The following is a 24074-nucleotide window of genomic DNA, read 5'->3' as shown; positions in this document are numbered from 1 at the left end:
TTTTAGATTAATGCTTTTATTAAGAGAATTTATGATGCTTTTTTTAAAGCTTCGGGGTTCTGTAGTTTGGTAGAAATTAAGTCTTTCCAGTTTTTAACTCTGTTCATTTCGTAATTTTCCATGTACATGTCATCGGTGTCGAAAAAATTAATAACCAAATCTTTTTTATTAGCCAATTTATAAGTTAGTCTTAAGTCTAATCGAATTAATTGGTTCATTTTGTTTTTATCCGATTTGTAATTGGTAACCAATTCGCAACTTTTAATTTCCGATAATGCTACGTTTTCATGCTGTTTATCTTCAGCTTTTAAATGAATGTAAGTGAGTGTGGTGTTATCTTCAGTAATACCAATAAACTTGTTATTCCAAACTTCTTTATAGCCGTATTTTAAATTATTTTGTTTTGTTAATTTCTCTACTTCTTTTTTAGTACTCGTATTTAAGCCTTTTAAAACAAATATTAAAAAAGGAATGATAACGCTTAAAGTTACTAGTATGGCTAGTAATGTGAATGATATTTTCATGGTTGTAAATTTTATGATTTAATGTATAATAAATCAACCCCAAGCCTAAAATATAAGCCTAGTGTTGCCAAAGTTTTAATAAAAAAAATGGCGTTTACGTAAATGAATGGTGTGGGAAAATAATTTGCCTTATTGGTAAGCTAATACTAATAAGTTTACATGCTTTTTGATACACCAAGTAATTTTCTTGCTGCTCTTTACACACCTTATTTTTTAAATATAAATTTTTAAAAAATGAGACTTGGTCCTCTTTAAAGGAATTTACTGTAAAATCTAGATACGAGTTTACAATAATGCCTTGGTTGTTTAAGGCGGTGATTTTAAGTACCTTATGCTGGGTTACTGGTGTTTTTTCGGCGTAGTTATTTTGGCTTTCTGTAAAAAAGAAAGTCGACAGACCTATAAAAAGCGTTAAAACGAATTGGTTAAACCTAAACACGGTACTATTATTAATTAATACCCCAAAGGTAAAAGTTTAACTGTTAAGGATATTATAAATTTTTTTAAAAAAACTATGAGCTTATTCGGCCAGCATACTTCTGTTTTTGAAATCTTTTTTCATGACATCAATAGTACTTTTGGTAAGGCGTTTAGTAATAAGACCTTTTACTAACTTTAGTGCATTTCGTATTAGCCACTTTTCTTTAAATCGTTTATTAATTTCCGAGGTAAGAATGTTGTTAATTCTATTTTTTAAAGCAGGTTCAATAGTATTAAAATAGTTGGGTGCCAATTTTGGAAACTCCTCAATGGTATACGAAAATGGATTTGTATTTCCGTTTTCTTTATCTTCTATAAAATTTAAATCTGGAATAATAGGGAAGTAGGTGGCTTCTACACCACTATCGTTAGTGGCTTTGCGTTTAAATATGGCTAAGGCATGGTCACTTAAACCTTCAAACAAGGGGTGTAAATTGTTTTTATCGTGTTCTAGCATAAAGTAGGCTCTAAAAAAATTACGCGCATTATTTCGGCCTAAAAAGAAATCATGCTTTCTAAATTCTATGTCTAAAAAGCCACCAAAACCGCCTAAAGACGCACAAGAAATAGGCGGATGGTTTTTTAGAACTCCAAGATGCTCCCACTTAACAGGAAACACTAAGAGGCGCAAATAATCTTTGTAAAAAGATCCGCTATGTTTTACGCTTACCTGCTCTCTAAGCGTGGTGTAAAGTTTAGGGATAACGCTCCAAATACTTTTTTGGAATAATGTTGGCGAGAAAATATCTTCTACGCCACCAGGTTCGTCTTGGTTATAAAAATTAGGGAAAGGGTCTACCATTATCGTTCCAAACATAGGTAGTTTAGGGTCGTAATTAGGTATTATACTTTCTAAAACTTGAACAACCTCAGAGTATGGTTCGTTGTTAATGGTACCGCCATCAACATCGGTAAAATCGAAATAATTGTCGTTTATTTTTATGTCTATTACCGATTTATCCTTTTCGTCTATCTCAAGATTTCTTAAAATACAGTTTTTTAAATAGGTTGTGCTTAATTGGTCTTTAAAATGTCTGGGTGCTAAACCAATTGGGAACGCGCCAGTAGCTTTGGTACATAGTTTAAGTAAAGCTTTAGAGGCTTCGTTGTATGGGTCGAATTTTAAATAAACATCCTTATCGGCTACCTCATCATATTTCATTTTAAAATGGGCAATTATCATATGCTCACTCATGCGGTGTCCGGGTGTGTATGGAAAATTGGCCGACGATACGTTTCCAAACTTAAACTCAAAAGGCACGCCACGTAAGCTACAAAGGGTAAGTATAATTCTTAAATCTTCAGAAATATAATGTGGTCTTTTTCTTTTATTTTCTTTGGATACTAATTCGTTAAAAACCTTGTCTGCAATCCGATCTATAGGTTTAGAGTTTAATAGCGACGGTATATCATCGCTAGAATCCAAATCTTCGGTGTTCAACATTTTTTCGAAGGTCTTTACCTTATCGTCGTCATCCAAAAGCACCCAACTATCATATAAAATATTACCTGTTTTAAGATTGGTAGGTAATTTTACTGGTGGAGTTTTCGAAAATGTAGAAAGTGCTGTTATCATGCCAACCATTCCACCTGCCGATGCACCACCAAGTGCTTCAATACAAACGTCGTGTAACGGAATTTGCTTCTCGTAAGTCGTTAATGTCTGGTTGTTGCTTAGTTTTTTCCTAATCACAGATTTTTGTTCTTCCCATAATTCTAAAATTTCATAAAGATAATCTATAAATCCCGCAGTGTATGCCCCAGCAGATACTGCACCTGCCATGGTTATGCCTAAATGAAAAGGTTTATTACTCATAATATTATTATTTAAAATTTGCGTTAATAAAATTAAAGGCAATAATAAATTTCACGCCGTTACTGTGTGCTAAATAACAAACAGAGGTTATGGCCTTGGTATGTTCAAGTTTCTGTTTTAAGGTTGAAAAAAATGTCGAATAACGAGTCACTTTCATAGCACATAAATTAAGTGGTTATAAAATTGCTATGCGTCATAAAAACCCTTGTACAAGGAATACTTTATATATAGATTATGACAATAAAACTCTTAGGGTAAGGTGAAAATTATACTATTACGATACAGGTAAATATACAAAAAAACAAGATTAGTTTTACAATTCCTACAAAATTAGGCCCGCTAAAGCCATCTGTTTAATTTCTGTTTTAGTTAAAATCTTAAAATTAGTCGATAAAAAAAGCGCTCAAAATAGAGCGCTTTTTTTATAATATATTTAAATAGATTTATCTATTCATGTTTCTTATTTGGTCGATAAAAGTATCTAAATCCACACCGTTACTCACTAAAGTTAAAGCTTTGTCTGTAATGTATTTTACATTTACAGCGTGAAAACCAAGACCTACAGCAATTTTATTCAAAAGCAAGTGCTCAGGGTCTCCTTTAATATTATCAACATGTACCATACGAACCAAATCATACAAACGCTCTAAACGTAAATCGTAAGAAGCAGGTGGGTTAATAGAATGCGAATTGTAATTCTCTAAAATAGCCTTGTAATCGCCTTCTCCAATTTCTAAACGTTGTGCCAAACGGTCTAAAAACGCTTTTTCTTCCGGCGAAATAACTCCATCAGCCATGGCAACTCGAACTATCGATGCAAAATGACTCTCATTACGCTTCTTAAAACCACTGTCAAATAAATCTGAAAACGACATAATATTTTTTATTTAGTGGTGCAAACCTACATATTTTTTTTAATATTTTGAATTGAAAGTTTACTTTTTTGGGCGTTACCACAAGGGTCGGGCTTTTCCTTGCAAGTCCTCGCTACGTTCCTCCGCTGTGGGCTTTTCAGTACAATCCCTAACGCGGGCGTACAACTATTTAGGAGCCTCATAATTATTTTGGTTAATATAAGGGTTCAATCATGGCAAATCCACTAAAAAATAATTCTAAACCGTATATTTGCACTTCAAAACAAAATTAGGTGAGTAAAACGAGTATCTCTCAAACCTATTTACAGGCTTTGCAAACGCAAAATCTGCAAACTACTATGGCCCAAATTGGGTCTAAAACACATATTAAGGGGCTTGTAGGGTCTTCTTTTTCCTTTGTTATTTCTAGCATTTTTAAAGCAGCCGACAAACCATTTTTATTGGTTTTTAACGACAAAGAAGAAGCCGCTCATTATCTAAACGATTTAGAGCAGTTATTAAGCTCCAAAGATGTGTTGTTTTATCCTGGTAGTTATCGCAGGCCTTACGAAATAGAAGAAACCGATAATGCTAATGTGTTATTACGTGCCGAGGTTTTAAACCGGATAAATTCGCAAAAAAAACCTGCTATAATTGTAACCTATCCCGATGCCCTTTTCGAGCAAGTAGTTACTAGAAAAGAGTTGGAGCGCCATACCTTAAAAGTGGGTGTAAATGATAGTTTATCAATCGACTTTGTAAATGAAATGCTTTTTGAGTATAAGTTTAAACGTGTCGATTTTGTAACCGAACCTGGTGAGTTTTCAGTGCGTGGTGGTATTGTAGATGTGTTTTCATTCTCCAACGATGTGCCATATAGAATTGAGTTTTTTGGCGATGAGGTAGATAGTATTCGAACCTTTGATGTGGAAACGCAATTATCCATCGAGCAAATTAAAAAAATCAACATCATTCCTAATGTGGCTAATAAACTTCTGGAGGAATCCCGCCAGAGTTTCTTAAAATACATTGCTCAAAAAACAGTAGTCTGTTTAAAAAATGCCGATTTACTATTTTCTAGAATCGATGAGTTTTTTGAAAAGGCCGAAGTCGCATATAATAAACTCTCAGGAGAAATAAAACATGCCAAACCTCAAGAGTTATTCTGTAATGCAACCCTATTAAAAAAGCAGTTGCTCGATTTTTCTATTATAGAATTTGGTACGCAAAACGTTTTTTCTAAGGATTTAAGTAATCAAATTGTATTCGATACCACGCCACAACCTGCATTTAACAAGCAATTCAATTTACTTATTGAAGATTTAAATGCCAATCATAATAAAGGGTATACCAATTATATTGCCTGTGTTAGCGAGCAACAAGCCAAACGTTTTCATGATATTTTCGACGATTCTAATCTAGAAGTCGCACCTTATAACACCATAATTTTATCGCTACATCAAGGGTTTATAGATCATGATAGTAAAATTGTTTGCTATACCGATCATCAAATTTTCGAGCGTTACCATAAATTTCAGCTTAAAAACGGTTATGCTAAAAAGCAAGCCATTACGTTAAAAGAGCTTACCAATCTGGATATTGGGGATTATGTAACGCATATCGATCATGGTATTGGGCGTTTTGGCGGGCTTCAAAAAATAGATGTTGAAGGTAAAAAGCAAGAGGCTATTAAATTGGTGTATGGCGAACGCGATGTGCTGTATTTAAGTATTCATTCCTTACATAAAATTACCAAGTTTAATGGTAAAGACGGCAAGCCTCCTAAAGTTTATAAATTAGGAAGTAATGCTTGGAAAACCTTAAAACAAAAAACTAAAGCACGTGTAAAACATGTAGCTTTTAATTTAATAAAATTATACGCTAAACGTAAAACCGAAAAAGGCTATCAATACAATCCAGATAGCTACATGCAACACGAGCTGGAAGCATCTTTTATTTACGAGGACACACCAGACCAAAGTACTGCTACCGCAGATATTAAAGCCGATATGGAAAGCGAACGCCCTATGGATCGCCTAATTTGTGGCGATGTTGGTTTCGGTAAAACAGAAGTTGCCATTCGTGCAGCATTTAAGGCAGTCGATAATGGTAAACAAGTAGCGATTTTAGTGCCAACTACTATTTTGGCGTATCAACATTCTAGATCGTTTGCTAAGCGTTTAAAGGATTTTCCGGTTACTGTCGATTATGTTAACCGTTTTAGAACAGCTAAAGAAAAACGCGAGACTTTAGAAGGTTTAGAGCAAGGAAAAGTCGATATTATTATCGGTACGCATCAACTGGTAAATAAAAACGTAAAGTTTAAAGATTTAGGGCTTTTAATTGTCGATGAAGAGCAAAAGTTTGGGGTTGCCGTAAAAGAAAAACTTAAAACTATTAAGGATAATGTGGATGTGTTAACGCTAACCGCAACACCAATTCCTAGAACTTTGCAATTTAGTTTAATGGCGGCTCGCGATATGTCGGTTATTACAACCGCACCACCAAATCGATATCCAATAGAAAGTCATGTTATTCGTTTTAGCGAAGAAACCATCCGTGATGCGGTGAGTTATGAGATTGAACGTGGCGGACAAATTTATTTTATACATAACCGTATTGAAAATATTAAAGAAGTTGCTGGATTAATTCAGCGTTTAGTTCCCGATGCTAAAATTGGTATTGGGCACGGGCAAATGGATGGCAAAAAACTAGAGCAACTTATGCTGGCTTTTATGGATGGCGAGTTCGACGTTTTGGTGAGTACAACTATAGTAGAAAGTGGATTAGATGTTCCTAATGCAAATACTATTTTTATAAATAACGCCAATAATTTTGGATTAAGCGATTTACACCAAATGCGTGGTCGTGTTGGTAGAAGCAACAAAAAAGCATTCTGTTATTTTATTACACCAGAATATTCAGCAATGACCGATGATGCCAGAAAACGAATAACAGCACTAGAGCAATTTACCGAGTTAGGAAGTGGTTTTAATATTGCCATGAAAGATTTAGAAATTCGTGGTGCTGGCGATTTATTAGGTGGTGAGCAAAGTGGATTTATTAACGAAATTGGGTTTGATACGTATCAAAAAATTCTAAATGAAGCTATCGACGAGCTTAAGGAAACCGAATTTAAAGATTTGTATGATGAAGATGAAGCCGATAAAGTTTATGTAAAAGATGTAACCATCGATACTGATTTTGAGCTTTTATTTCCAGATAGTTACGTTAATAATATTGCCGAACGATTAAGTTTATATACCCAGCTAAACAACCTGAAAACCGAAGAAGAATTGCATACCTTTGAAAAGGAATTAATAGACCGTTTTGGAGCTTTACCAAAACAAGTGACCGATTTATTAAATAGTGTCCAAATAAAGTGGTTAGCTACTAAAATAGGGTTCGATAAAGTTATCATGAAAAAAGGCAGGTTAATAGGGTATTTTATTAACGACCAACAAAGTAGTTTTTATCAGAGTCCTAATTTTACTAAAGTCTTACAATTTGTACAAAAAAATCCTGGGGCTTGTAAAATGAAAGAGAAGCAAACTAGAAATGGTTTACGATTAATGCTAAGTTTTGAAGCTATTAAAACCGTTAAACATGCTTTAGAAGCTTTAAAGTCAATTGTGGCTTAATTATTGATTTTTAATTAGAAAATATATTACATAAATGAAACGCTTATTACTTTTAACACTAATACTTCCAGGTTTATTAATAGCACAACATACTATTAAAGGGAAATTTACGCCTGCAAAAGATTATAATTTTGCCTTGTTGTATAAAGTAAATCCAACCATATCGGATTATGTTACCAATGCTGAAATACAGGAAGATGGAAGTTTTGAGTTTAAGTTAGATTCTACAAAAACTAAAGGCACTTACCGTTTGGTGTATGCAGTGCCTCAAGAGGATTATAATTTTGATATTATTTACAACGGAAAAGAAGATATCGAGTTAACGTTTAATTCTGAAACTGGGGTTGAGTTTATAAAATCTACCGAAAACAAATTATTAGCGGCTTATACCAATAGCATGTCTATGGTTACCCAAAGTATAGGAAACTATTTTAGTCAGGAGAGCGAAGATAAAAAGGCTTTAAAAGCCATATTTAAAACGCAAAAGGAAACGCAAGAGAATTTCGAGAAAGCGGCACAAGGTACAAGAGCGCTAGCGTTTATAAAAGCGAATAAACCTTATGTGCCAGAAACTATCGAGCCTGTTGAAACCTATATTGCCAATTTAAAAGCGCACTATTTTGATTATGTAGATTTTAATAATCCAGTACTTCAAAGTTCAAATTTTTTAGAAGAACGTATGCTTAATTATGTGTTTGGAATGTCCTCTGAAACTAAAGATGAGGTTGAGAATTACAAAGAAAATATCGATGTCGTTTTCGGGCATATGAAAACAGCTCCAAAAGAAGTGCAACGTATTTTATTGTTTGATTTGTGGCAACAAATGGCAGATTTAAGAGAAGAAGCTGTGGCTAACTATATTGGTGAAAATTATCTAATGGACGTTGCTGTTAATTTAAATGACCAACAATTATTAAAAGACTTAATTTTATATAAAAACCTTTCAAAGGGTACTGTAGCGCCTAATTTTAATATTGAAATTGAAGAAAAAGGCAAGGTTATAACTAAAAAATTAACCGATTTAAAAGGTGCCGAAAATTACGTTATCGTTTTCTGGAGTAGCACATGTTCTCATTGTTTAGATGAGGTACCGCAGTTGCAAAAGTTTGTAAATACCTTCGAAAAAAACAAAGTAAAAGTGGTTGCCATAGGTTTGGAAGATGAGCCTTATGGTTGGAAAAATTTAACTTATGATTATCCAGAGTTTATCCATGTTTATGGAAAAGGAAAATGGGATAATAAAATAGGTAATGCCTACGGCGTATCTTCAACACCAACATATTTTATACTAGATAAGGACAAAAAAATTGTTGCTAAGCCTTTAGATTTTGAGGTTCTAAAGGAATACTTTGAGGTAGAGGAAGAGTAGTTTAAAAATGGTAAAAAGATAAATTGCTGTTTTAAGTAGAATTTTTCCTATTTTTAATTGTTTCAAATCAATTCTATGGTTGTAATTTTTAGAAATAATTACATATTCGCAATTTTGTTTTTTACGGTATTAGTTACTGATATTTACATAAAAATAAATTTTGGAGCTTCTACTTATAGATTGATTTCTAAGGCAATCCTTTCAATACTGTTACTCGCTTATTACCTTTTAAATGAAAAAGAAATATCTTCAGTAAAACGCGTATTTGTAATTTCTGCATTAATGTTCTTCATGTTAGGAGATATCATGCTCATTTTTAATGAAATCCACATTTATAATATGGTTGGTATATGCAGTTTTATTGTTGCTAAGATGTTTTATGTTTTCAGATTTTACAATAGTATTGATTTCAGTTTTAAAAAATTAATACCTATCCTCATACTTTGTTTTGTATACATGTCTGGCATTTTAATTTTAATAAATCAAAACATGAATAGTAATTATTATTTAATAATACTGTTATATTTATTTATAGCGTTAGGTACTTTAATTTTTGCAATTTTAAGAAAACCAGATGTGAATAAAAAAAGTTATTATTTAGTTTTAATTGGTGTTTTGTTTTCAGTTTTGTCGGATAGTATAGCTGGTTTAAAATTGTTTTATCGTAGTGATATTGCTTATGAAGGGGTTACTGTTATGCTTTTTTATGGGATATCGCAGTATCTAATAATATCTGGGCTCATTAGCCAGACAAAAGATTTTATCGAATTGGATACTGATGATGTTATGGAAAAAGTCTAAGTAATTGTAAAAATAATAATTAAACTGCAGTAATTATCATCGGGTTAATTTTCTACTAAAAGTGGTAAAAAGCATTTTCTAAATGCTCAATATTAAAGCCTTTACCTTCTTTTACAATAGCAATAATATCAAATCGTACTTCAACGTCTAAATCGTTTACAGTAACATATTCATCAACCGCCTTTACTAAACGCTGAATTTGTTTGGGTTTTACAAAGTCTTGCGGATTTCCAAAATCGGTAGTCGAGCGTGTTTTTACTTCTATAATAGCTAGAATATCTTTTTTTTGTGCAATAATATCTACTTCAGCTTTATCAAAACGGTAGTTGCGCTCAATAATGGCGTAGTTGTTTTTCAGAAGAAAATCTACTGCTAATTGTTCACCTTTTTTACCAAGTTCGTTGTGTTGTGCCATTTCCTATTTTGAATAATCAAAAATAAATTCCAAGTGTGAGCTACTCGCCATCAGGTTAGGGTTTGTTCCAGTGTCTCCTTCAGGTATAGGCTCATTAAGTTTTTTGTAATACGCAATCCAACCTTCAGTGGTTTGTCCGGTGCTGTCTTTAAATGTCATCGGGTTGGTTTCAAAAGGCATAGGCGTTTCATTTAAATCTTGAACGGAGAACATTTTGTAAACCAGTTCAGAACAATAATAAGCTCTATCGTCCCAAGCAAAACCAGAATCGTACGGAATATTTAGACGTTTTAAACCATAATTTATGGCTTCAGGAATATATTGTGAATAGCTGTTGTCTAATCGCGCTACTGTAGTTCTGGATTTGTTTAAGCTGTTGGTATTACGATCAAGAAAATCTTGTAAAAGTGTTTTGGTGATTCCTGTTTTAGGTATAGCCTCAACTACAAACCAATCGTCGTTACTTTTCATCGCTATTCCAACATGCGAGTAATTTTTAGCAACCGATGTTGCTGTAACCGATTTTATGGCATTATCAATGGCATCTGTTCCTGTGTCTTGAAAAAGTAAATCGCCTTCTTGCAATTCAAAATCTATGTTTTTGTTAGCATTTTTGCAACTTGTAAAAAGAAGAATTGCACTAAAAATAAAGTAAATAAGTTTTGGTGTGGTATGTGCCATTCTATATTAAAATTAGCCTCTAAACAAAAAGAAATCATCTTTCATGTGTTCAATCTTATTATCTTGATTTGTAATAATATAATCGATAGCTTGAGATGTAAATTGTTCGCCTTTTTCGGTTAAAGACACTATGTTTTTATCAAACTGAATCATGTTATTCTTTAATGCTAAATCTAAAACTGTTTTAGAGCGTACTTTTTGCCAATTTATATGTTCGTTAAGGTGATTAACATGGCGCTCGCGCTCTTCGGTATGATTTTTTAAATGCAATAAAAAGGTTAATAAAGAGACCTCTGTACGTTGTTGCTTTTCGCGATACATAACTGCAATAATCCCTTTTCTTGGTGCAAATAGATATACAACCAAAAATAGTAGTCCTAACATGGTGGTTATAGATCCTGCAATGGATGCATCTAGCACATGTGCTAGCCAATATCCTGCAATAGCACTAAATACGCCAAAACAGATGGCGTAGATAAGCATGCGTTTTAATTCGTTTGTTAGTAAATATGCTGTTGCTGCAGGAGCAATCATTAAAGCAACTACTAGAATGGCACCAACGGCATCGAAAGCGCCAACTGTGGTAACAGACGAAACCGTCATTAATCCATAATGTATAACAGCTGGAGAGAACCCTAATGCCGCTGATAAGCCAGCATCAAAGGTGCTTACTTTTAGTTCTTTAAAAAAGGCCAATAGTAATCCAATGGTTATTATTAGAATGCTTCCAATAATCCAAAGGGATTTAGGACCAACATCTAATCCTGCAATAATAAGCCTATCAAAAGGTGCAAAAGCGAGTTCGCCTAGTAAAACGGCATCAACATCGAGATGCACATCGTTAGCATTTTTTGCTATCATAATAACACCAATACTAAACAGAATAGGAAACACTAACCCAATAGCGGTATCTTCTTTTACCAAGCCTGTTTTTTGAATGTATTCGACCAAAACCACGGTAATAATTCCGGTTAAAGCGGCAAGCAAAATAAGTAAAGGTGAGTTTAAATCTTGAGTGATAAAAAATCCAATGACAATACCGGGTAAAATGGAATGGCTTATAGCATCGCTAATCATAGCCATTTTTCGTAATACCAAAAAGGTTCCTGGTATGGCGCAAGCTATGGCCACCAAACTTGCAATTAGCTGTATTTCTATTTGCGCATTACTCATTGTTGCTAGTTTGTTGATTATACAAATTGGATGCTGTTTTAAAGCCTTCTTCGGTTAAGCTCCACATGGTACCTTCTAGTTTTACATAGTTTTTTTCTACTAATTTTTGAAGGGAGCCTTTTGTGAAACCTTGAAAATTATTTAAAATTTTAATAGCGTGTGGATGAGAAATGTTTTCGTGTGTTTCTGCTATATGAAACATGAACGATAATGTTTTTTGAAGCTGTAAGTCGCGACGGTTTTTTATAAAACGTATTTGTTTGAATAATAAACCACGACTAGGAGAAAATATAAAGGATACCAGAACAAAAACACCCGCTACTATTACAATTACTGGTCCTGTAGAAAGGTTGTTTTGACTGGCACTAATGGCGGTTCCGAACACGCCCGAAAACGCTCCAAATATAGCTGCTAGAAAAACCATTACGCTTAAGCTATTTGTCCATTGTCTTGCAGCAGCGGCAGGAGCTAGCAACATGGCGCTCATTAATACAACACCTACCGTTTGTAAGCCTAAAACGATGGCTAAAACGATGAACGTGGTTATTAAAATATCGATAAATTTGGTGTTAAAGCCAAGTGTTTTGGTATAGTCGGCATCGAAAAGTAAGATTTTGAATTCTTTCCAAAATAGCAATAAAACAAATAAACATGCGCCTGTCACAATCGCCATTAGCCAAACGTCGCTTTCTACTAAGGTGGCGGCTTGACCGAATAAGTATTTATCTAACCCTGCTTGGTTTGCGTTTGGTTGTTTTTGAATGAAGGTGAGTAAAAGCATACCAAATCCGAAAAAGAGCGAGAGAATTAAGCCTAATGCGGTATCTGACTTTAAATGGGTTTTACTAATAATGCCTTTTATCCAGAATGTGCCAATTAGTCCGCTTACTAATGCGCCTAATAATAGCACATTGCTGTCTTTTGCGCCTGTAATTAAAAAAGCAATGGCAATACCTGGTAAAGCGGCATGAGAAATAGCATCGCCTAAAAGACTTTGTTTACGTAGTACAGCAAAACTACCTAGCATACCTGTAACAGCGCCCAAAATGGCGGTGCCTAAGGTTATTGTTCTTAGGGTGTAGTCTGTAAAAACTAGTTTTATGTATTCTGTTATATCCATAATTCTTGCAAAGGCAGGAATGACTTCCTTTTTTCGCTTTTCTTTTTATGTTATGTTCATTTTGCCTTGATGCAAAACGAACCAAAAAATCATATCAATCTGAGGAAATTGCTAAAGCACCATTCGCTCTCGAAATTGCGTGCTTAAAGCTGCGCTTTGCGACTCCATGCCTTCGCTCTTTATTTCTGCAGATCGATGATTTCGACTGTGTCGAAACTTGGGTGTTGATTTTCTGCCTGATTCTTTTTTACTTCCAATTTATTTTTATTCTTTCTAACTTCTAACTTCTAACTTCTAACTTCTAACTTCTAACTTCTAACTTCTAACTCTTACTCCTGTATACTTACTTTATAATTTATACCATAGGTTTTTGTTAAGTTATCGTCGTTAAATATATCTTTAACTGGTCCTGTGGCTATTTTTTTTACGTTTAAAAAAGTTACCCAATCGAAATACTCTGGTACGGTTTGTAAATCGTGATGGACTACAATTACCGTTTTTCCGGCTTTTCGTAATTCTTTTAAAATATTGATTATAGCTATTTCGGTTGTGGCATCGACACCTTGAAAGGGTTCGTCCATAAAATAAATAGAAGCGTTTTGTACTAAGGCTCGTGCTAAAAATATACGCTGCTGTTGACCACCAGAAAGCTGACTTATTTGTCGGTTTTTAAAGGGTAACATGCGAACTTTTTCAAGCGCTTCTAAAGCTGCTTTTTTTTCTTTCTGTCCTGGGCGTTTTATCCAGCCTAAACTTCCGTAAGTTCCCATAGTTACAACATCTAAGGCTGTTGTTGGGAAATCCCAATCTACACTTCCTTTTTGTGGCACATAGGCTACAATTTGGCGTTGTTTTTCGTAGGGCTTGCCAAAAATTTCGACACTTCCGGCTATGGGTTTTAATATGCCTAAAATAGACTTAATTAATGTTGATTTTCCGGCGCCGTTTGGTCCTACAATGGCCATAAGTACACCTTCTGGAATTTCTAAATCGATATCCCAAAGTACGGGTTTGTAGTTGTAGGCTACGGTGAGGTCGTCTACTTTTACGGCTATTGCGCCTACAGATGTTGCGTTTTTGTTTGTTTCTGATGATTGCGCCATATTCTGTTTTTTTATATGTTCATTTTGCCTTGATGCAAAACGAACCAAAAAATCATATCAATCTGAGGAAATTGCTAAAGTACCATTCGCTCTCGGAATTTCGCGCTTAAAGCTGCGCTTTGCGACTCCATGCCTTCGCTCTTTATTTCTGCAGATTGATGATTTCGACTGTGTCGAAACTTGGGTGTTGACTTTCTTTTATTTTTTGTGTTTTTTTAAATTTTCTATGTTCTATTTTGTACTCTTCAAATTGTTAATTTTAAACTGACCTTAGCTGATAACTTAGCCCTGATAGAAGCGGCATCCTTTTTTTGCTGCCATATATGGCAAAAAAAGATATAGCGTATAGCAGGAAATAGCTTCGAATAAAATTACTTTAATGCATTTATTATGGTGTTTACGTTATACTCGAACATGCCTATATATGTGCCTTCTATGATTCCGGAATTTCCTAAAGCATCGGAGTACAAAGAGCCGCCAATGGTTACATTGTGGCCTTTTGAGTTTACGGCTGCTTGAAGGGCTTCGATGGTGCGTTTTGGCACCGAACTTTCAATAAAAATGGACTTCACCTTCTTTTCAATTATGAAGCTTGATAGTTTTTGAACGTCTTGCACTCCGGCTTCGGTGGCTGTTGAGATGCCTTGCAAACCAACGACCTCGAAGCCAAAAGATTTTCCGAAATAGTTAAAGGCATCGTGTGCTGTTACTAAAATACGTTGTTCTTTTGGAAGTGTTTCTATTTTAGCGGTTAATTTTGTTTTTAGGCTTTCTAATTGTTTTATATAGTTAGCGCCGTTGGTTTGAAAAGCGTCCTTGTGTTCTGGGATGGCTTCGCTAAGTTTTTGGGTTACAAAGGCTGTGGCTTGTATCCAATAATCGACATTAAACCAAATGTGTGGATCGTAATTGGAGGCAAAATACTCCGAGCCTATTAGGGTGTTTTTGTCTATAGCATCGCTAATGGCAATGGTTTTTATGTTTTTCATTTTCTCGAAAACTTCTACCAATTTGCCTTCTAGGTGTAGGCCGTTGTAAAAAATAATATCTGCGCTGGAGAGTTTGGTGACATCGCCTTCGCTAGCTTTATATAAATGTGGGTCTACGCCACTGCCCATTAAACCTTGTAAGTTAATGTGCTCGCCGCCTATGTTTTTAACCAAATCGGTTATCATAGAGGTGGTGGTAACGACGTTAAGTTTTCCGTTGGTTTGTTTTTTGTTTTTACAGCCTAAAAGAACCAGTGCTATAAGTAGAGTTAGTATTGTTTTTTTCATGTTTTGGTGTTATATTTTTTGTATTCTGTAGCTTAAACCTAGGCCTAGTAAAAGGTCTTGACCTTGGGTAATGCTTGTGCCAAAATAGGTGTCTAGTTGTAAATCGTTAGAGACTAAATAGGTAAGGCCGGCATCCCAATAATGATTGGCTTTACTATCTTCTGGAAGGTCGCCGTAAAGCTCGGCGTACATACCAAATTTATGGGTTATGCTATAGCCGTAGGCTATGGTGTAAATGGCGGCTGCTTCGGCAGAATCATCGCCCCATTGGGCACCTATATTGTACCCTAAACTCGATTTTTCGCTTAAGGTGTGCGATAAGGATAGCCTGAAATCTACACCTGTGTATTCTGGTCTATAATCTGCAGATGCACTAAACACCGGAAATACGTGACCTATTAATGCTATTTCTGGCATGGCGGCATTTTCTTCGGTTATGTCTATTTTTAGTCCTAAAAGTAAGGGAGACAATCCGCTGGTAACATTATCTAGTTTGGTGTTGTTTATTTTGGTTGTGCCCTCAACAAAATCCCATCCTAAACGAAATTCTACATTATCTAAAATACCGTAACGTATTAGCATGGTGTTGTAGGTGTAGTTTTCTGATTTGATATTATTGAACTCGAAAGACTCGTATAGTCCGCCAGTTTCAAATTGTATAACACCTTTGCCTACGGTTGATGATGCCTCGGTAGCATCGGGCCTATCGGTTACTAAGGCGTCTACATTATTTTGGTTGTCTTGTGAAAATGCTGAAAAGCTTGAAATACCTAAAATGGTTAATATGATTTTAATCTTGCTCATTAACGTAAATAATTGATGTGAAATCTTCATTTAAAAGAATGGTGTTGTTGTTTATTGAGATTTGTGTCATTTTATTAGAACTGAATTGTTTTGAAACCAAAACCGTATTGCCATATTTTAGGCCGTTTTGGGAACAAAAGTCGAAGAATTCTTTATCGTCGCTCATTAAACGAGAAATGATGTATTGTTTACCTTCTTTAGTGTTTGAAAGTGAAATAGAGGTATCGGTTGTTGTGATTTCTCCATTGGCGTTTGGTATGGGGTCGCCGTGAGGATCGAACTTGGGGTTGCCCAAATATTCACTTATTTTATTGGCTAGTAAATCGGATGTTTGGTGTTCTAATAATTCGGCTTCTCTGTGAATATCATGTAACGACATATCAAAAAGTTTGAACAATAAAGCTTCCCATAACCGATGCTTTCTAACTACGTTTAAGGCCATTTTGGTGCCTTTATCAGTTAGTTTTAGCTCTTGGTATTTTTCGTAATTAATGAGGTCTTTAACGGCAAGTTTTTTAGCCATATCGGTGGCAGCGGCATTGGATATACCTAACTCTTTTGCGATGTTACCAGGTTTGGTATCGTTGTTATTACTTTTTCCATTTTTATAAATGGCTTTTACAAAGTTTTCTACTGCTACAGACATTTGTGTTTGCTTTAAATAAAATTTAAGTAAGCTTAAATATTTTACAAATGTAACTAAAAAATGCAAAAATCCCCACTTTAAATTATAAAATGAGGATTTTTGTTAAATCTGAAAAAGGTATGAATGTTTAGCTCTTTTTAAATCGGACTTGCTTTTTAATAAATTTCGGAAACTTTTTAATACCTGTTAACGTGAATTGTTTATAGTAGCATTCGGCAGCTTCAGATTGTAATTGAATTTGCCCGTGGTCTAGAATGCTGCCGTCTCTTTTCTTAGCATTTTCAACAACCATAACCACTTCGCCGTTAACTAGGTGCACTGCATCGTTTCCAACTACGTAAATTTCTAGATGGTTCCATTCGCCATGAGGAGCGTCTGGTTCTTTAGAAGCGCTTGTGTAGCCTATTTTTTCTAAATATACGTTAGAGTTAGGGTTGTATTTATTTCTTGGAGTAGCTTGGGTACCTCTAATTTCGACTTGAGGTTTTCCTGTTGTGCCACCAAGGGGAATAAAATCGCCTAAGTCGGTTTCTTGTACTTGGTATTCTAAACTTGCTTTCCAGGTATTCCAAAAACTTCCGTGTTCGCCATGGGCATGGTATAAAATACCAGAGTCTCTAAGATCTGCTAGTCTTGGTTCCCATTTTTTATCGCCCCATTTAAAATAGATGCTTAAATGATAATTCTTGTAAGATGCTATAGTGGTTAAGCCACCATAAATTTCGCCTGTAATTTTTAACACAGGTTCGTTGTTTTCTTTAATAATTATGAAAACATTTTTTAGGTCGTTATTTAGGCCTAAGGCTGTTCCTTTATGCACATTATCAGATTGGTAAGTGCCTTCGGGTAGTCCTTGAATAGTTTTGTGAGGTACGCCATTCCATTTCTCGAAAAGACTTAAATCCTCATCAAATAAAGCGATTGTTTTTCCCTTTTTTTGCGCTGTGGTGTTTACTGAAAATAATACGAATGCAATTAGTGTAAGTAAAAGTGGTTTTCTCATTGGTTGTTTAAGTTTGTTTGATAAAACATAAAGAAACAATAAAAAGAGTAAATAAGCAGAAGGTAAATGTATTTTGTTTTAAATTTATTAGTGCTTAATGGCAACCACAACCATCGTCTCCACCGCAGGCTTTTTTAGGTTTGGATTTTTTCCAGAAGAATTTTTTAACCAAAAAAGTCAAGGCTAAAGCTATTGCTGTAAAAACTAATATGTTTTGAATAATCTCGTTCATATTCTTTAAGTCGAAATTAAACTAATTTCATTTCAAAAATTGAAAAGCAATTAAAGCTACAATATACGCAAAAGCCGTCATTATAACGAGTTGTAATATAGGCCATTTCCATGAGTTTGTTTCTCGTTTTACAATAGCTAAGGTGCTCATACACTGCATAGCAAACGCATAAAAGAGTAGTAATGATATGCCTGATGCTAAGGTAAATAAAGGACCTCCTAAAATTGGATTTACCTCGCCTGCCATTCGGTTTTTTATGGTTTCTTCCTCGTCGCTTCCAACACTATAAATAGTGGCTAAAGTACCTACGAATACCTCGCGAGCCGCAAAACTACTTATTAAAGCAATACCAATTTTCCAGTCGTAACCTAAAGGTCTTATAGCTGGTTCTATAGCATGACCTGCAATACCTATAAAGGAATGTTCTAGTTTATGTGACGCTACTTTGTGTTGTATTTCTTCGGGAGATAAATTTTCGGAAGCAAACTTGGTGTTTATTATTTCTTCTGCGTTATTGAATTGTTCTCCAGGTCCGTATGATGCTAGGAACCACAGTACAATAGAAATGGCTAAAATTATTTTACCAGCACCAAATATGAAGGCTTTTGTTTTTTCAATTACGGTAATCGCTACATTTTTAAACAGCGGTAATTTGTAATTAGGCATTTCTATTACAAAAAATGTTTTGCCTTTTATTTTTAATACTTTGTTTAAAATATAAGCTGAAGTTATGGCGGTCCCGAAACCAATAAGGTAAAGTAACATTAAGGTTAACGCCTGATAGCTTAAACCAAGAATTCGACCTTCTGGTATTACTAGTGCAATAATGATAAGGTAAACTGGTAAACGCGCAGCACAGGTAGTAAATGGCGTTACTAAAATGGTTATTAAGCGTTCTTTCCAATTTTCAATATTACGCGTTGCCATAATAGCAGGAATAGCACATGCGGTTCCAGAAATTAATGGGACTACACTTTTTCCGCTAAGTCCAAAACGACGCATAATTCTATCCATTAAAAACACCACACGACTCATATAGCCTGTTTCTTCTAGAATAGCCATAAATAAAAATAGAAATGCAATTTGCGGAATAAAAATTACGATACCGCCCAAACCAGGAATAATACCTTCGGCTAGTAAGCTGGTAAAAGCCCCTTCTGGTAATTGGTTTTTTACCCATTCGCTAAGCGATGAAAACGATTCGTCGATAAAGTCCATTGGAATACCAGACCAATCGTAAATAGCTTGAAATATAAGTAGTAAAATGGCGCCAAAAATAACATAACCCCAAACTTTATGTGTTAAAACACGGTCTAATTTAGAGCGTAAATCTTTGGCTTGCGATAAATCGACAGTTTTTCCTTTTTTAAGGATTTCGTTAATAAACTGGTAGCGCTTTATGGTTTCTTTTTGTTGAAGACGTTTTAAATCGCCTTTTTGCTTGGTTTTAAAATCTTCAACAGTTTTAAATTCTTTTCTTGTAATGGTACCAAAATTTACATCTTGGGTTATAACGAGCCAAAGCTTATAAATTAATTGGTTTGGAAATGTTTTTTTTAAATCGTCAAAGTAAGCAGGATCGATAACAGACATGTCTAAACACGGCTTAACAGATATTTCTTTATAGTTAGAAATGAGTTGTTTTAAGGTGTCTATACCTATATTTTTTCTTGTGCTAACTAGGGCTATTTTGGTGTTTAGTTTAGATTCTAAATAATCGATATCTAAAGATATGCCTTTGCGCTTCATACGGTCGGCCATATTAATAACCAACAGCGTAGGAATCTGTAAATCTTTAATTTGAGTAAACAGTAAAAGGTTTCGTTTTAGATTTTCAACATCGGTAACAACAACAGCAATATCAGGGAAATCTTTATCGTTTTTATTAAGTAAAAGTTCGATGACTACATTTTCATCCAGCGACGATGCATTTAAACTATATGTACCAGGTAAATCAATTATATGCGCTTTTACACCACGAGGCAATTTGCAAATACCCTGCTTTTTTTCGACAGTAATACCAGGGTAATTTCCAACCTTTTGGTTTAAACCTGTTAAAGCATTAAAAACTGATGTTTTACCAGTGTTGGGGTTGCCAATTAGTGCGACATTTATTTGTTTACTCATGTGTCACTTTTTCAATTAAAATATGAGAAGCAGTTTCTTTTCTAATAGCTAAATGCGACCCGTTTATATTTAAATACATAGGGTCTTGAAATGGCGCAACTTGAACTAGCTCCACTGCATTTCCTGGTAAACAGCCCATTTCGAGTAGTTTTAAAGGAATGTGAATTGACGAAACATCTATAATTATAGCGCGTTCCCCACGTTTTAAATGTGATAAAATATCTTGCAAGCTTATTTAGATTGATTTTAAAGAGTCAAAAGTAATGTAAAAGTTTAAAAGGGAAAAGTTTAGTAGTTTAAAATAAGTAATTATTTAACAATTGTTTGTTGTTAGTCAGTTTAATACGCTAAAAAGATAATAGGTGCAGAAGTGTTTTTATGTTTAAAAACCTTAAAAATTAGTGTTTTACTCCACTTTCTAGAAAAGGCATTTACCTCAAAATGATTGAATTATCAGATGTAAGGCGTTTTTATCTTCTTTGGGGTTAATATAGCATATATATGCATCAAGTGTGTTGTTTCTCATTGATTATTAAGGGGTTAGTTTTGCAGCCGCAATAAACCCCATGAAAATTAATACATTATGAAAACGAGTAACAGAATTGTAGTAGAAAGTAAAGTAGGAACAAAAACTAAAAAATTTAGCAACGCAAGTTCACTAGTTTGGAATGCAAAAAGACGTTTCAAATAATCAACATATACTTTTAATATCAAAAGCTCTTTTTATTTAAAAGGAGCTTTTTTTTTGCTTTTAATCTTGATAAGATTCTTTAAGTATTGCAATATCGTTGATCAGGCGCTTAATATCTTCGGTATTTGTACCATCATAAAACCCTCGTATTTGACGCTTTTTGTCAATTAACATAAAGTTTTCGGTATGTACCATATCAAAAGGGCCGCCATCGCCTTGATCTTTTACTGCTAAATAACTTTTTCTGGCTAGTTTGTAAATTTCTTTTTTATCGCCAGTAACCAAGTTCCATTTTTTATCATTAACCCCTTTTTTAATAGCATAACGTTTTAATTGTGCAACGGTATCAATTTCTGGAGTTACCGAATGCGAGAGAAGCATAACTTCATTATCGTTTAAAATTTCGTTTTGAATTTCTGCCATATTGGTAGTCATAATAGGGCAAATGGTTTGGCAAGTTGTAAAAAAGAAATCGGCCACGTAAATTTTATCCTTGTAATCCTTTTGTGTAATAGTTTTACCGTTTTGGTTTGTTAAACTAAAATCGGCTATTTTATGATATTTTTTTTGATGCTGTATGGTGCTATCAACAAGCTCTGTACTTACCATTGTAGGTTGGTAAATAGGCAACGGTTGGTAAACATTTAAAGTGTTATAAATAATAGTAATTATTATAATTGAAATGATGCCAAAAACTATAGCAAATACTTTATATTCTTTAAAAAACGATAGCATTTAAGAGCTTTTTAATTAAATCGTAACAAAAATACGGCGATTTTTAGTGTAAAGTGTTTTTCTTCAACCATAAATAATTGTTAAAACGGTGGCCATTATGCGATTCTCTTTTTAAACTTGGTTTAAAAGCTTACTTTTGTGCGATTAAAAAAATAATGTTAAGCTATATATGGAGTTTGTTATAAAGATATCTCAGTTTTTACTAAGTCTTTCGTTGCTAATTGTACTGCACGAATTAGGACATTTTATTCCTGCAAAGGCTTTTAAAACTAGAGTAGAAAAGTTTTATTTATTTTTCGATGTTAAGTTTTCTTTGTTTAAAAAGAAAATTGGCGGAACAGAATACGGTATTGGTTGGTTGCCTTTGGGAGGTTATGTTAAAATTTCGGGGATGATTGATGAGAGTATGGATACCGAGCAAATGGCACAAGAACCACAGCCATGGGAATTTAGATCTAAACCCGCATGGCAACGTTTAATTATTATGCTTGGTGGTGTAACTGTTAACTTTTTATTAGCCATTTTCATTTATATTGGGATGAGTTATTTTTATGGTGATACGTTTTTGCCAAATGAAAATATAACCGATGGTTTAGTTATTGAAAGTACGGTTGCAAATAACGCAGGTTTACTTACAGGCGATAAAATATTAGCTGTTGATGGCGATAAAATTGAGACTTTTTCTGAAATTTCTGAAAAAGTACTATTTGGAAATGAGATTTTAATAGAGCGTGATGGTAAACAATCTACCGTAACAATGCCTGAAGATTTTTTAGCGCAATTACTAGATTCTAAAGAAACTGGTTTTATTAGCTTAAGACAACCTTTTGTTGTTATTCAAGTTCCAGATACGTCTTATAACAAGGCTAGTGGATTAAAACAAGGCGATATCTTTTTAGGATTAAACGGGGTTAAAACTAAATATGCTGATGAGGTTAAAACGGTTTTAGAAAAATTTAAAGGTCAGGACGTTTCGGCAACCGTAAAAAGGGGTGGACAGGAAATTAACGTACCGCTTAAAGTTAATAAAGATGCTAAACTAGGTATTGTAGTAGCGGGAGCATCGACTCCTGAAACTTTAGAAACTTTAGGGTATTATAATTTTGATGTAAAGGATTATAGCTTTTTAGAGTCTATTCCTGTTGGTTTAGGTAAGGCTAAAGATAAGGTTGTTTCTTATTGGGATCAATTAGGTGCTATTTTTACCCCAAGTACAGGTGCGTATAAAGGCGTAGGTGGCTTTAAAGCTATTTATGATATTTTTCCTAGCTTTTGGAGCTGGCAGGTGTTTTGGAGCATTACAGCCTTTTTATCTATAATGTTAGGGGTTTTAAATTTATTGCCAATTCCTGCGTTAGACGGCGGACATGTTATGTTTTTATTATACGAAATGATATCTGGTAGAAAGCCTGGAGACAAATTTATGGAGTATGCACAAATGGTTGGTTTCTTTATTTTAATAGCACTAGTCTTGTTTGCGAATGGTAATGATATCTATAAAGCAATATTTGGTTAAAATTTTTTTAAAAAATGTTTGCAGAAACTAAAAAACAATTTATATTTGCACTCGCTAAGTAAAAAAGCACACTCCTTCTTAGCTCAGTTGGTTAGAGCATCTGACTGTTAATCAGAGGGTCCTAGGTTCGAGCCCTAGAGAAGGAGCAAAACAAAACCCGATACGAAAGTATCGGGTTTTTTGTTTTTAATTGGTTGTATGCTTATTGTACTAAATATTTAGAGTCGAAACTTCTTTAATTGATGTTCAATATTTTTGATTAATAGTATTTCCACACTTTTATATTTGTTATCAGTATCACGGCAATTTATATGGATAACTAAACTCTTAAGTACAGCTTGTTATTTTTTTTCTTTTAATGAAAGTAAACGGATATTAATTTGTTGAAATTAAATTTTGTGTTTAGTTTTAGTTATATTGTGCTGATAATTAAATATTTATTAATTATGAAATTTAAATCATCATTGATTATACTTTTGGGTTTATATTCATTCGGTTTTAGTCAGAATACTAAGATACCGAATAGGAATTTTGAAAGAGCTTTAATTGAATTAGGAATCGATTTTATTAATTCTGAACCCGACGGGTTTATTCCTACATCAAGAATTGCTGGGGTGGAATCTTTGAACGTTGCTAAAAAATTAATCTCAGATTTAACAGGTATAGAAGATTTTTTAGCATTAAAGAGTTTAAATTGTGCTTACAATCCTATTTCAGAATTAAATGTCAGTTCCAATTCTGCTTTGGAATATTTAAATTGTTCTCTCAATTTATTAACAAGTTTAGATGTTAGTTCTAACAAGGCTTTAACAAGTTTAAATTGTTCTTCGAATTTAATTAAAAATTTAGATTTAAGTTCGAATACAGCTTTAATAAGATTGTACTGTGGCTCTAATGAATTAACAAATTTGGATCTTAGTTTTAATTCGCAATTAGAGTCATTGTCTTGTACGTATAACAACTTAAGTACTTTAGATTTAAGTTCGAATACAGCTTTAATAAGATTGTACTGTGGCTCTAATGAATTAACAAATTTGGATCTTAGTTTTAATTCGCAATTAGAGTC

At 33.9% G+C, this 24074-nt stretch carries 20 protein-coding genes, 1 tRNA gene and 1 pseudogene; 6 read left to right on the top strand and 16 right to left on the bottom strand.

Translation table 11 applies throughout. The features are described 5' to 3' along the window. Nucleotides 1–29: 29 nt before the first annotated feature. The 3 genes from HNQ90_RS00290 to HNQ90_RS00280 form a co-directional block, all read right to left on the bottom strand. Nucleotides 30–524 (bottom strand): hypothetical protein, encoded by a 495-nt coding sequence (locus tag HNQ90_RS00290; protein ID WP_144114672.1) that lies wholly within the window; start codon nucleotides 522–524, stop codon nucleotides 30–32. 520 nt (nucleotides 525–1044) lie between these two features. Beyond that, on the bottom strand, nucleotides 1045–2820 hold the full coding sequence (locus tag HNQ90_RS00285; protein ID WP_144114671.1) for a hypothetical protein: 1776 nt from the start codon (nucleotides 2818–2820) through the stop codon (nucleotides 1045–1047). Between the two features lie 443 nt (nucleotides 2821–3263). Then, nucleotides 3264–3695: a tellurite resistance TerB family protein gene (locus HNQ90_RS00280; protein WP_144114670.1), complete on the bottom strand. Its 432-nt coding sequence runs from the start codon at nucleotides 3693–3695 to the stop codon at nucleotides 3264–3266. A gap of 272 nt (nucleotides 3696–3967) precedes the next feature. Between HNQ90_RS00280 and mfd the strand changes: the two genes are divergently transcribed. From mfd to HNQ90_RS00265, 3 genes are all read left to right on the top strand, one after another. Next, nucleotides 3968–7315, top strand: coding sequence for a transcription-repair coupling factor (gene mfd, locus HNQ90_RS00275; RefSeq protein ID WP_144114669.1), 3348 nt, complete (start codon nucleotides 3968–3970; stop codon nucleotides 7313–7315). Nucleotides 7316–7349: 34 nt separating this feature from the next. Next, entirely contained in the window at nucleotides 7350–8684 is a 1335-nt protein-coding gene (locus tag HNQ90_RS00270) for a TlpA family protein disulfide reductase (protein WP_144114668.1), read from the top strand. Between the two features lie 75 nt (nucleotides 8685–8759). Then, nucleotides 8760–9485 carry a lysoplasmalogenase family protein gene (locus tag HNQ90_RS00265; RefSeq protein WP_144114667.1) on the top strand — a complete coding sequence of 242 codons (726 nt, stop codon included), beginning with the start codon at nucleotides 8760–8762 and terminating at the stop codon, nucleotides 9483–9485. 55 nt (nucleotides 9486–9540) lie between these two features. Here the strand turns inward: HNQ90_RS00265 and HNQ90_RS00260 are convergent, their stop codons facing one another. From HNQ90_RS00260 to HNQ90_RS00200, 13 genes are all read right to left on the bottom strand, one after another. Further along, a complete protein-coding gene (locus HNQ90_RS00260; RefSeq protein WP_144114666.1) occupies nucleotides 9541–9900 on the bottom strand; it encodes a YraN family protein in 360 nt (119 codons plus the stop codon). Nucleotides 9901–9903: 3 nt separating this feature from the next. Next, entirely contained in the window at nucleotides 9904–10581 is a 678-nt protein-coding gene (locus HNQ90_RS00255; RefSeq protein ID WP_144114665.1) for a YiiX/YebB-like N1pC/P60 family cysteine hydrolase, read from the bottom strand. A gap of 12 nt (nucleotides 10582–10593) precedes the next feature. Beyond that, nucleotides 10594–11754 (bottom strand): metal ABC transporter permease, encoded by a 1161-nt coding sequence (locus tag HNQ90_RS00250; protein ID WP_144114664.1) that lies wholly within the window; start codon nucleotides 11752–11754, stop codon nucleotides 10594–10596. Continuing rightward, nucleotides 11747–12874, bottom strand: a complete 1128-nt coding sequence (locus HNQ90_RS00245; protein ID WP_144114663.1) for a metal ABC transporter permease — start codon at nucleotides 12872–12874, stop codon at nucleotides 11747–11749. Before HNQ90_RS00245 ends, HNQ90_RS00250 begins: the two co-directional genes overlap by 8 nt. Before the next feature lie 329 nt (nucleotides 12875–13203). Beyond that, the gene (locus tag HNQ90_RS00240; protein ID WP_144114662.1) at nucleotides 13204–13977 is read right to left on the bottom strand and encodes a metal ABC transporter ATP-binding protein; all 774 of its coding nucleotides are present in this window, start codon (nucleotides 13975–13977) and stop codon (nucleotides 13204–13206) included. Between the two features lie 371 nt (nucleotides 13978–14348). Continuing rightward, nucleotides 14349–15254 (bottom strand): metal ABC transporter solute-binding protein, Zn/Mn family, encoded by a 906-nt coding sequence (locus HNQ90_RS00235; protein WP_144114661.1) that lies wholly within the window; start codon nucleotides 15252–15254, stop codon nucleotides 14349–14351. Between the two features lie 9 nt (nucleotides 15255–15263). Next, the gene (locus HNQ90_RS00230) at nucleotides 15264–16058 is read right to left on the bottom strand and encodes a transporter (RefSeq protein ID WP_144114660.1); all 795 of its coding nucleotides are present in this window, start codon (nucleotides 16056–16058) and stop codon (nucleotides 15264–15266) included. Then, entirely contained in the window at nucleotides 16045–16704 is a 660-nt protein-coding gene (locus tag HNQ90_RS00225; protein WP_144114659.1) for a metal-dependent transcriptional regulator, read from the bottom strand. Before HNQ90_RS00225 ends, HNQ90_RS00230 begins: the two co-directional genes overlap by 14 nt. Nucleotides 16705–16831: 127 nt before the next feature. Then, on the bottom strand, nucleotides 16832–17707 hold the full coding sequence (locus tag HNQ90_RS00220) for a 3-keto-disaccharide hydrolase (RefSeq protein ID WP_144114658.1): 876 nt from the start codon (nucleotides 17705–17707) through the stop codon (nucleotides 16832–16834). Nucleotides 17708–17801: 94 nt separating this feature from the next. Further along, complete coding sequence (locus tag HNQ90_RS00215; protein WP_144114657.1) at nucleotides 17802–17939, bottom strand: FeoB-associated Cys-rich membrane protein; 138 nt, start codon at nucleotides 17937–17939, stop codon at nucleotides 17802–17804. A gap of 27 nt (nucleotides 17940–17966) precedes the next feature. Next, the gene (feoB, locus tag HNQ90_RS00210; protein WP_144114656.1) at nucleotides 17967–20066 is read right to left on the bottom strand and encodes a ferrous iron transport protein B; all 2100 of its coding nucleotides are present in this window, start codon (nucleotides 20064–20066) and stop codon (nucleotides 17967–17969) included. Then, the gene (locus HNQ90_RS00205; protein WP_144114655.1) at nucleotides 20059–20295 is read right to left on the bottom strand and encodes a FeoA family protein; all 237 of its coding nucleotides are present in this window, start codon (nucleotides 20293–20295) and stop codon (nucleotides 20059–20061) included. Before HNQ90_RS00205 ends, feoB begins: the two co-directional genes overlap by 8 nt. A 522-nt stretch (nucleotides 20296–20817) precedes the next feature. Continuing rightward, complete coding sequence (locus tag HNQ90_RS00200; RefSeq protein ID WP_144114654.1) at nucleotides 20818–21492, bottom strand: SCO family protein; 675 nt, start codon at nucleotides 21490–21492, stop codon at nucleotides 20818–20820. Nucleotides 21493–21661: 169 nt separating this feature from the next. On the opposite strand from HNQ90_RS00200, the gene rseP reads away from it, so the two are divergent. The 3 genes and pseudogenes from rseP to HNQ90_RS00185 form a co-directional block, all read left to right on the top strand. Then, complete coding sequence (gene rseP, locus HNQ90_RS00195) at nucleotides 21662–23008, top strand: RIP metalloprotease RseP (RefSeq protein WP_144114653.1); 1347 nt, start codon at nucleotides 21662–21664, stop codon at nucleotides 23006–23008. Between the two features lie 72 nt (nucleotides 23009–23080). Continuing rightward, nucleotides 23081–23154: transfer RNA gene (locus tag HNQ90_RS00190), tRNA-Asn, on the top strand. 300 nt (nucleotides 23155–23454) lie between these two features. Then, nucleotides 23455–24074, top strand: a pseudogene (locus tag HNQ90_RS00185) (hypothetical protein); the annotation flags it as partial.

This window comes from Algibacter amylolyticus, assembly GCF_014202225.1.
Lineage (GTDB): Bacteria > Bacteroidota > Bacteroidia > Flavobacteriales > Flavobacteriaceae > Algibacter_B > Algibacter_B amylolyticus.
The sequence above is the reverse complement of the archived record's forward strand: the minus strand, read 5'-3'. Positions and strand labels throughout refer to the sequence as shown.

Bases quoted from the DNA above. Each gene is read 5' to 3' on its own strand.
- HNQ90_RS00245 (WP_144114663.1), bottom strand. From the start codon at position 12,874: ATGGATATAACAGAATACATAAAACTAGTTTTTACAGACTACACCCTA.
- HNQ90_RS00285 (WP_144114671.1), bottom strand. From the start codon at position 2,820: ATGAGTAATAAACCTTTTCATTTAGGCATAACCATGGCAGGTGCAGTA.
- HNQ90_RS00200 (WP_144114654.1), bottom strand. From the start codon at position 21,492: ATGCTATCGTTTTTTAAAGAATATAAAGTATTTGCTATAGTTTTTGGC.
- HNQ90_RS00230 (WP_144114660.1), bottom strand. From the start codon at position 16,058: ATGAGCAAGATTAAAATCATATTAACCATTTTAGGTATTTCAAGCTTT.
- HNQ90_RS00260 (WP_144114666.1), bottom strand. From the start codon at position 9,900: ATGGCACAACACAACGAACTTGGTAAAAAAGGTGAACAATTAGCAGTA.
- HNQ90_RS00215 (WP_144114657.1), bottom strand. From the start codon at position 17,939: ATGAACGAGATTATTCAAAACATATTAGTTTTTACAGCAATAGCTTTA.
- HNQ90_RS00280 (WP_144114670.1), bottom strand. From the start codon at position 3,695: ATGTCGTTTTCAGATTTATTTGACAGTGGTTTTAAGAAGCGTAATGAG.
- HNQ90_RS00240 (WP_144114662.1), bottom strand. From the start codon at position 13,977: ATGGCGCAATCATCAGAAACAAACAAAAACGCAACATCTGTAGGCGCA.
- feoB (WP_144114656.1), bottom strand. From the start codon at position 20,066: ATGAGTAAACAAATAAATGTCGCACTAATTGGCAACCCCAACACTGGT.
- HNQ90_RS00235 (WP_144114661.1), bottom strand. From the start codon at position 15,254: ATGAAAAAAACAATACTAACTCTACTTATAGCACTGGTTCTTTTAGGC.
- HNQ90_RS00225 (WP_144114659.1), bottom strand. From the start codon at position 16,704: ATGTCTGTAGCAGTAGAAAACTTTGTAAAAGCCATTTATAAAAATGGA.
- HNQ90_RS00265 (WP_144114667.1), top strand. From the start codon at position 8,760: ATGGTTGTAATTTTTAGAAATAATTACATATTCGCAATTTTGTTTTTT.
- HNQ90_RS00255 (WP_144114665.1), bottom strand. From the start codon at position 10,581: ATGGCACATACCACACCAAAACTTATTTACTTTATTTTTAGTGCAATT.
- HNQ90_RS00270 (WP_144114668.1), top strand. From the start codon at position 7,350: ATGAAACGCTTATTACTTTTAACACTAATACTTCCAGGTTTATTAATA.
- HNQ90_RS00290 (WP_144114672.1), bottom strand. From the start codon at position 524: ATGAAAATATCATTCACATTACTAGCCATACTAGTAACTTTAAGCGTT.
- HNQ90_RS00250 (WP_144114664.1), bottom strand. From the start codon at position 11,754: ATGAGTAATGCGCAAATAGAAATACAGCTAATTGCAAGTTTGGTGGCC.
- rseP (WP_144114653.1), top strand. From the start codon at position 21,662: ATGGAGTTTGTTATAAAGATATCTCAGTTTTTACTAAGTCTTTCGTTG.
- HNQ90_RS00220 (WP_144114658.1), bottom strand. From the start codon at position 17,707: ATGAGAAAACCACTTTTACTTACACTAATTGCATTCGTATTATTTTCA.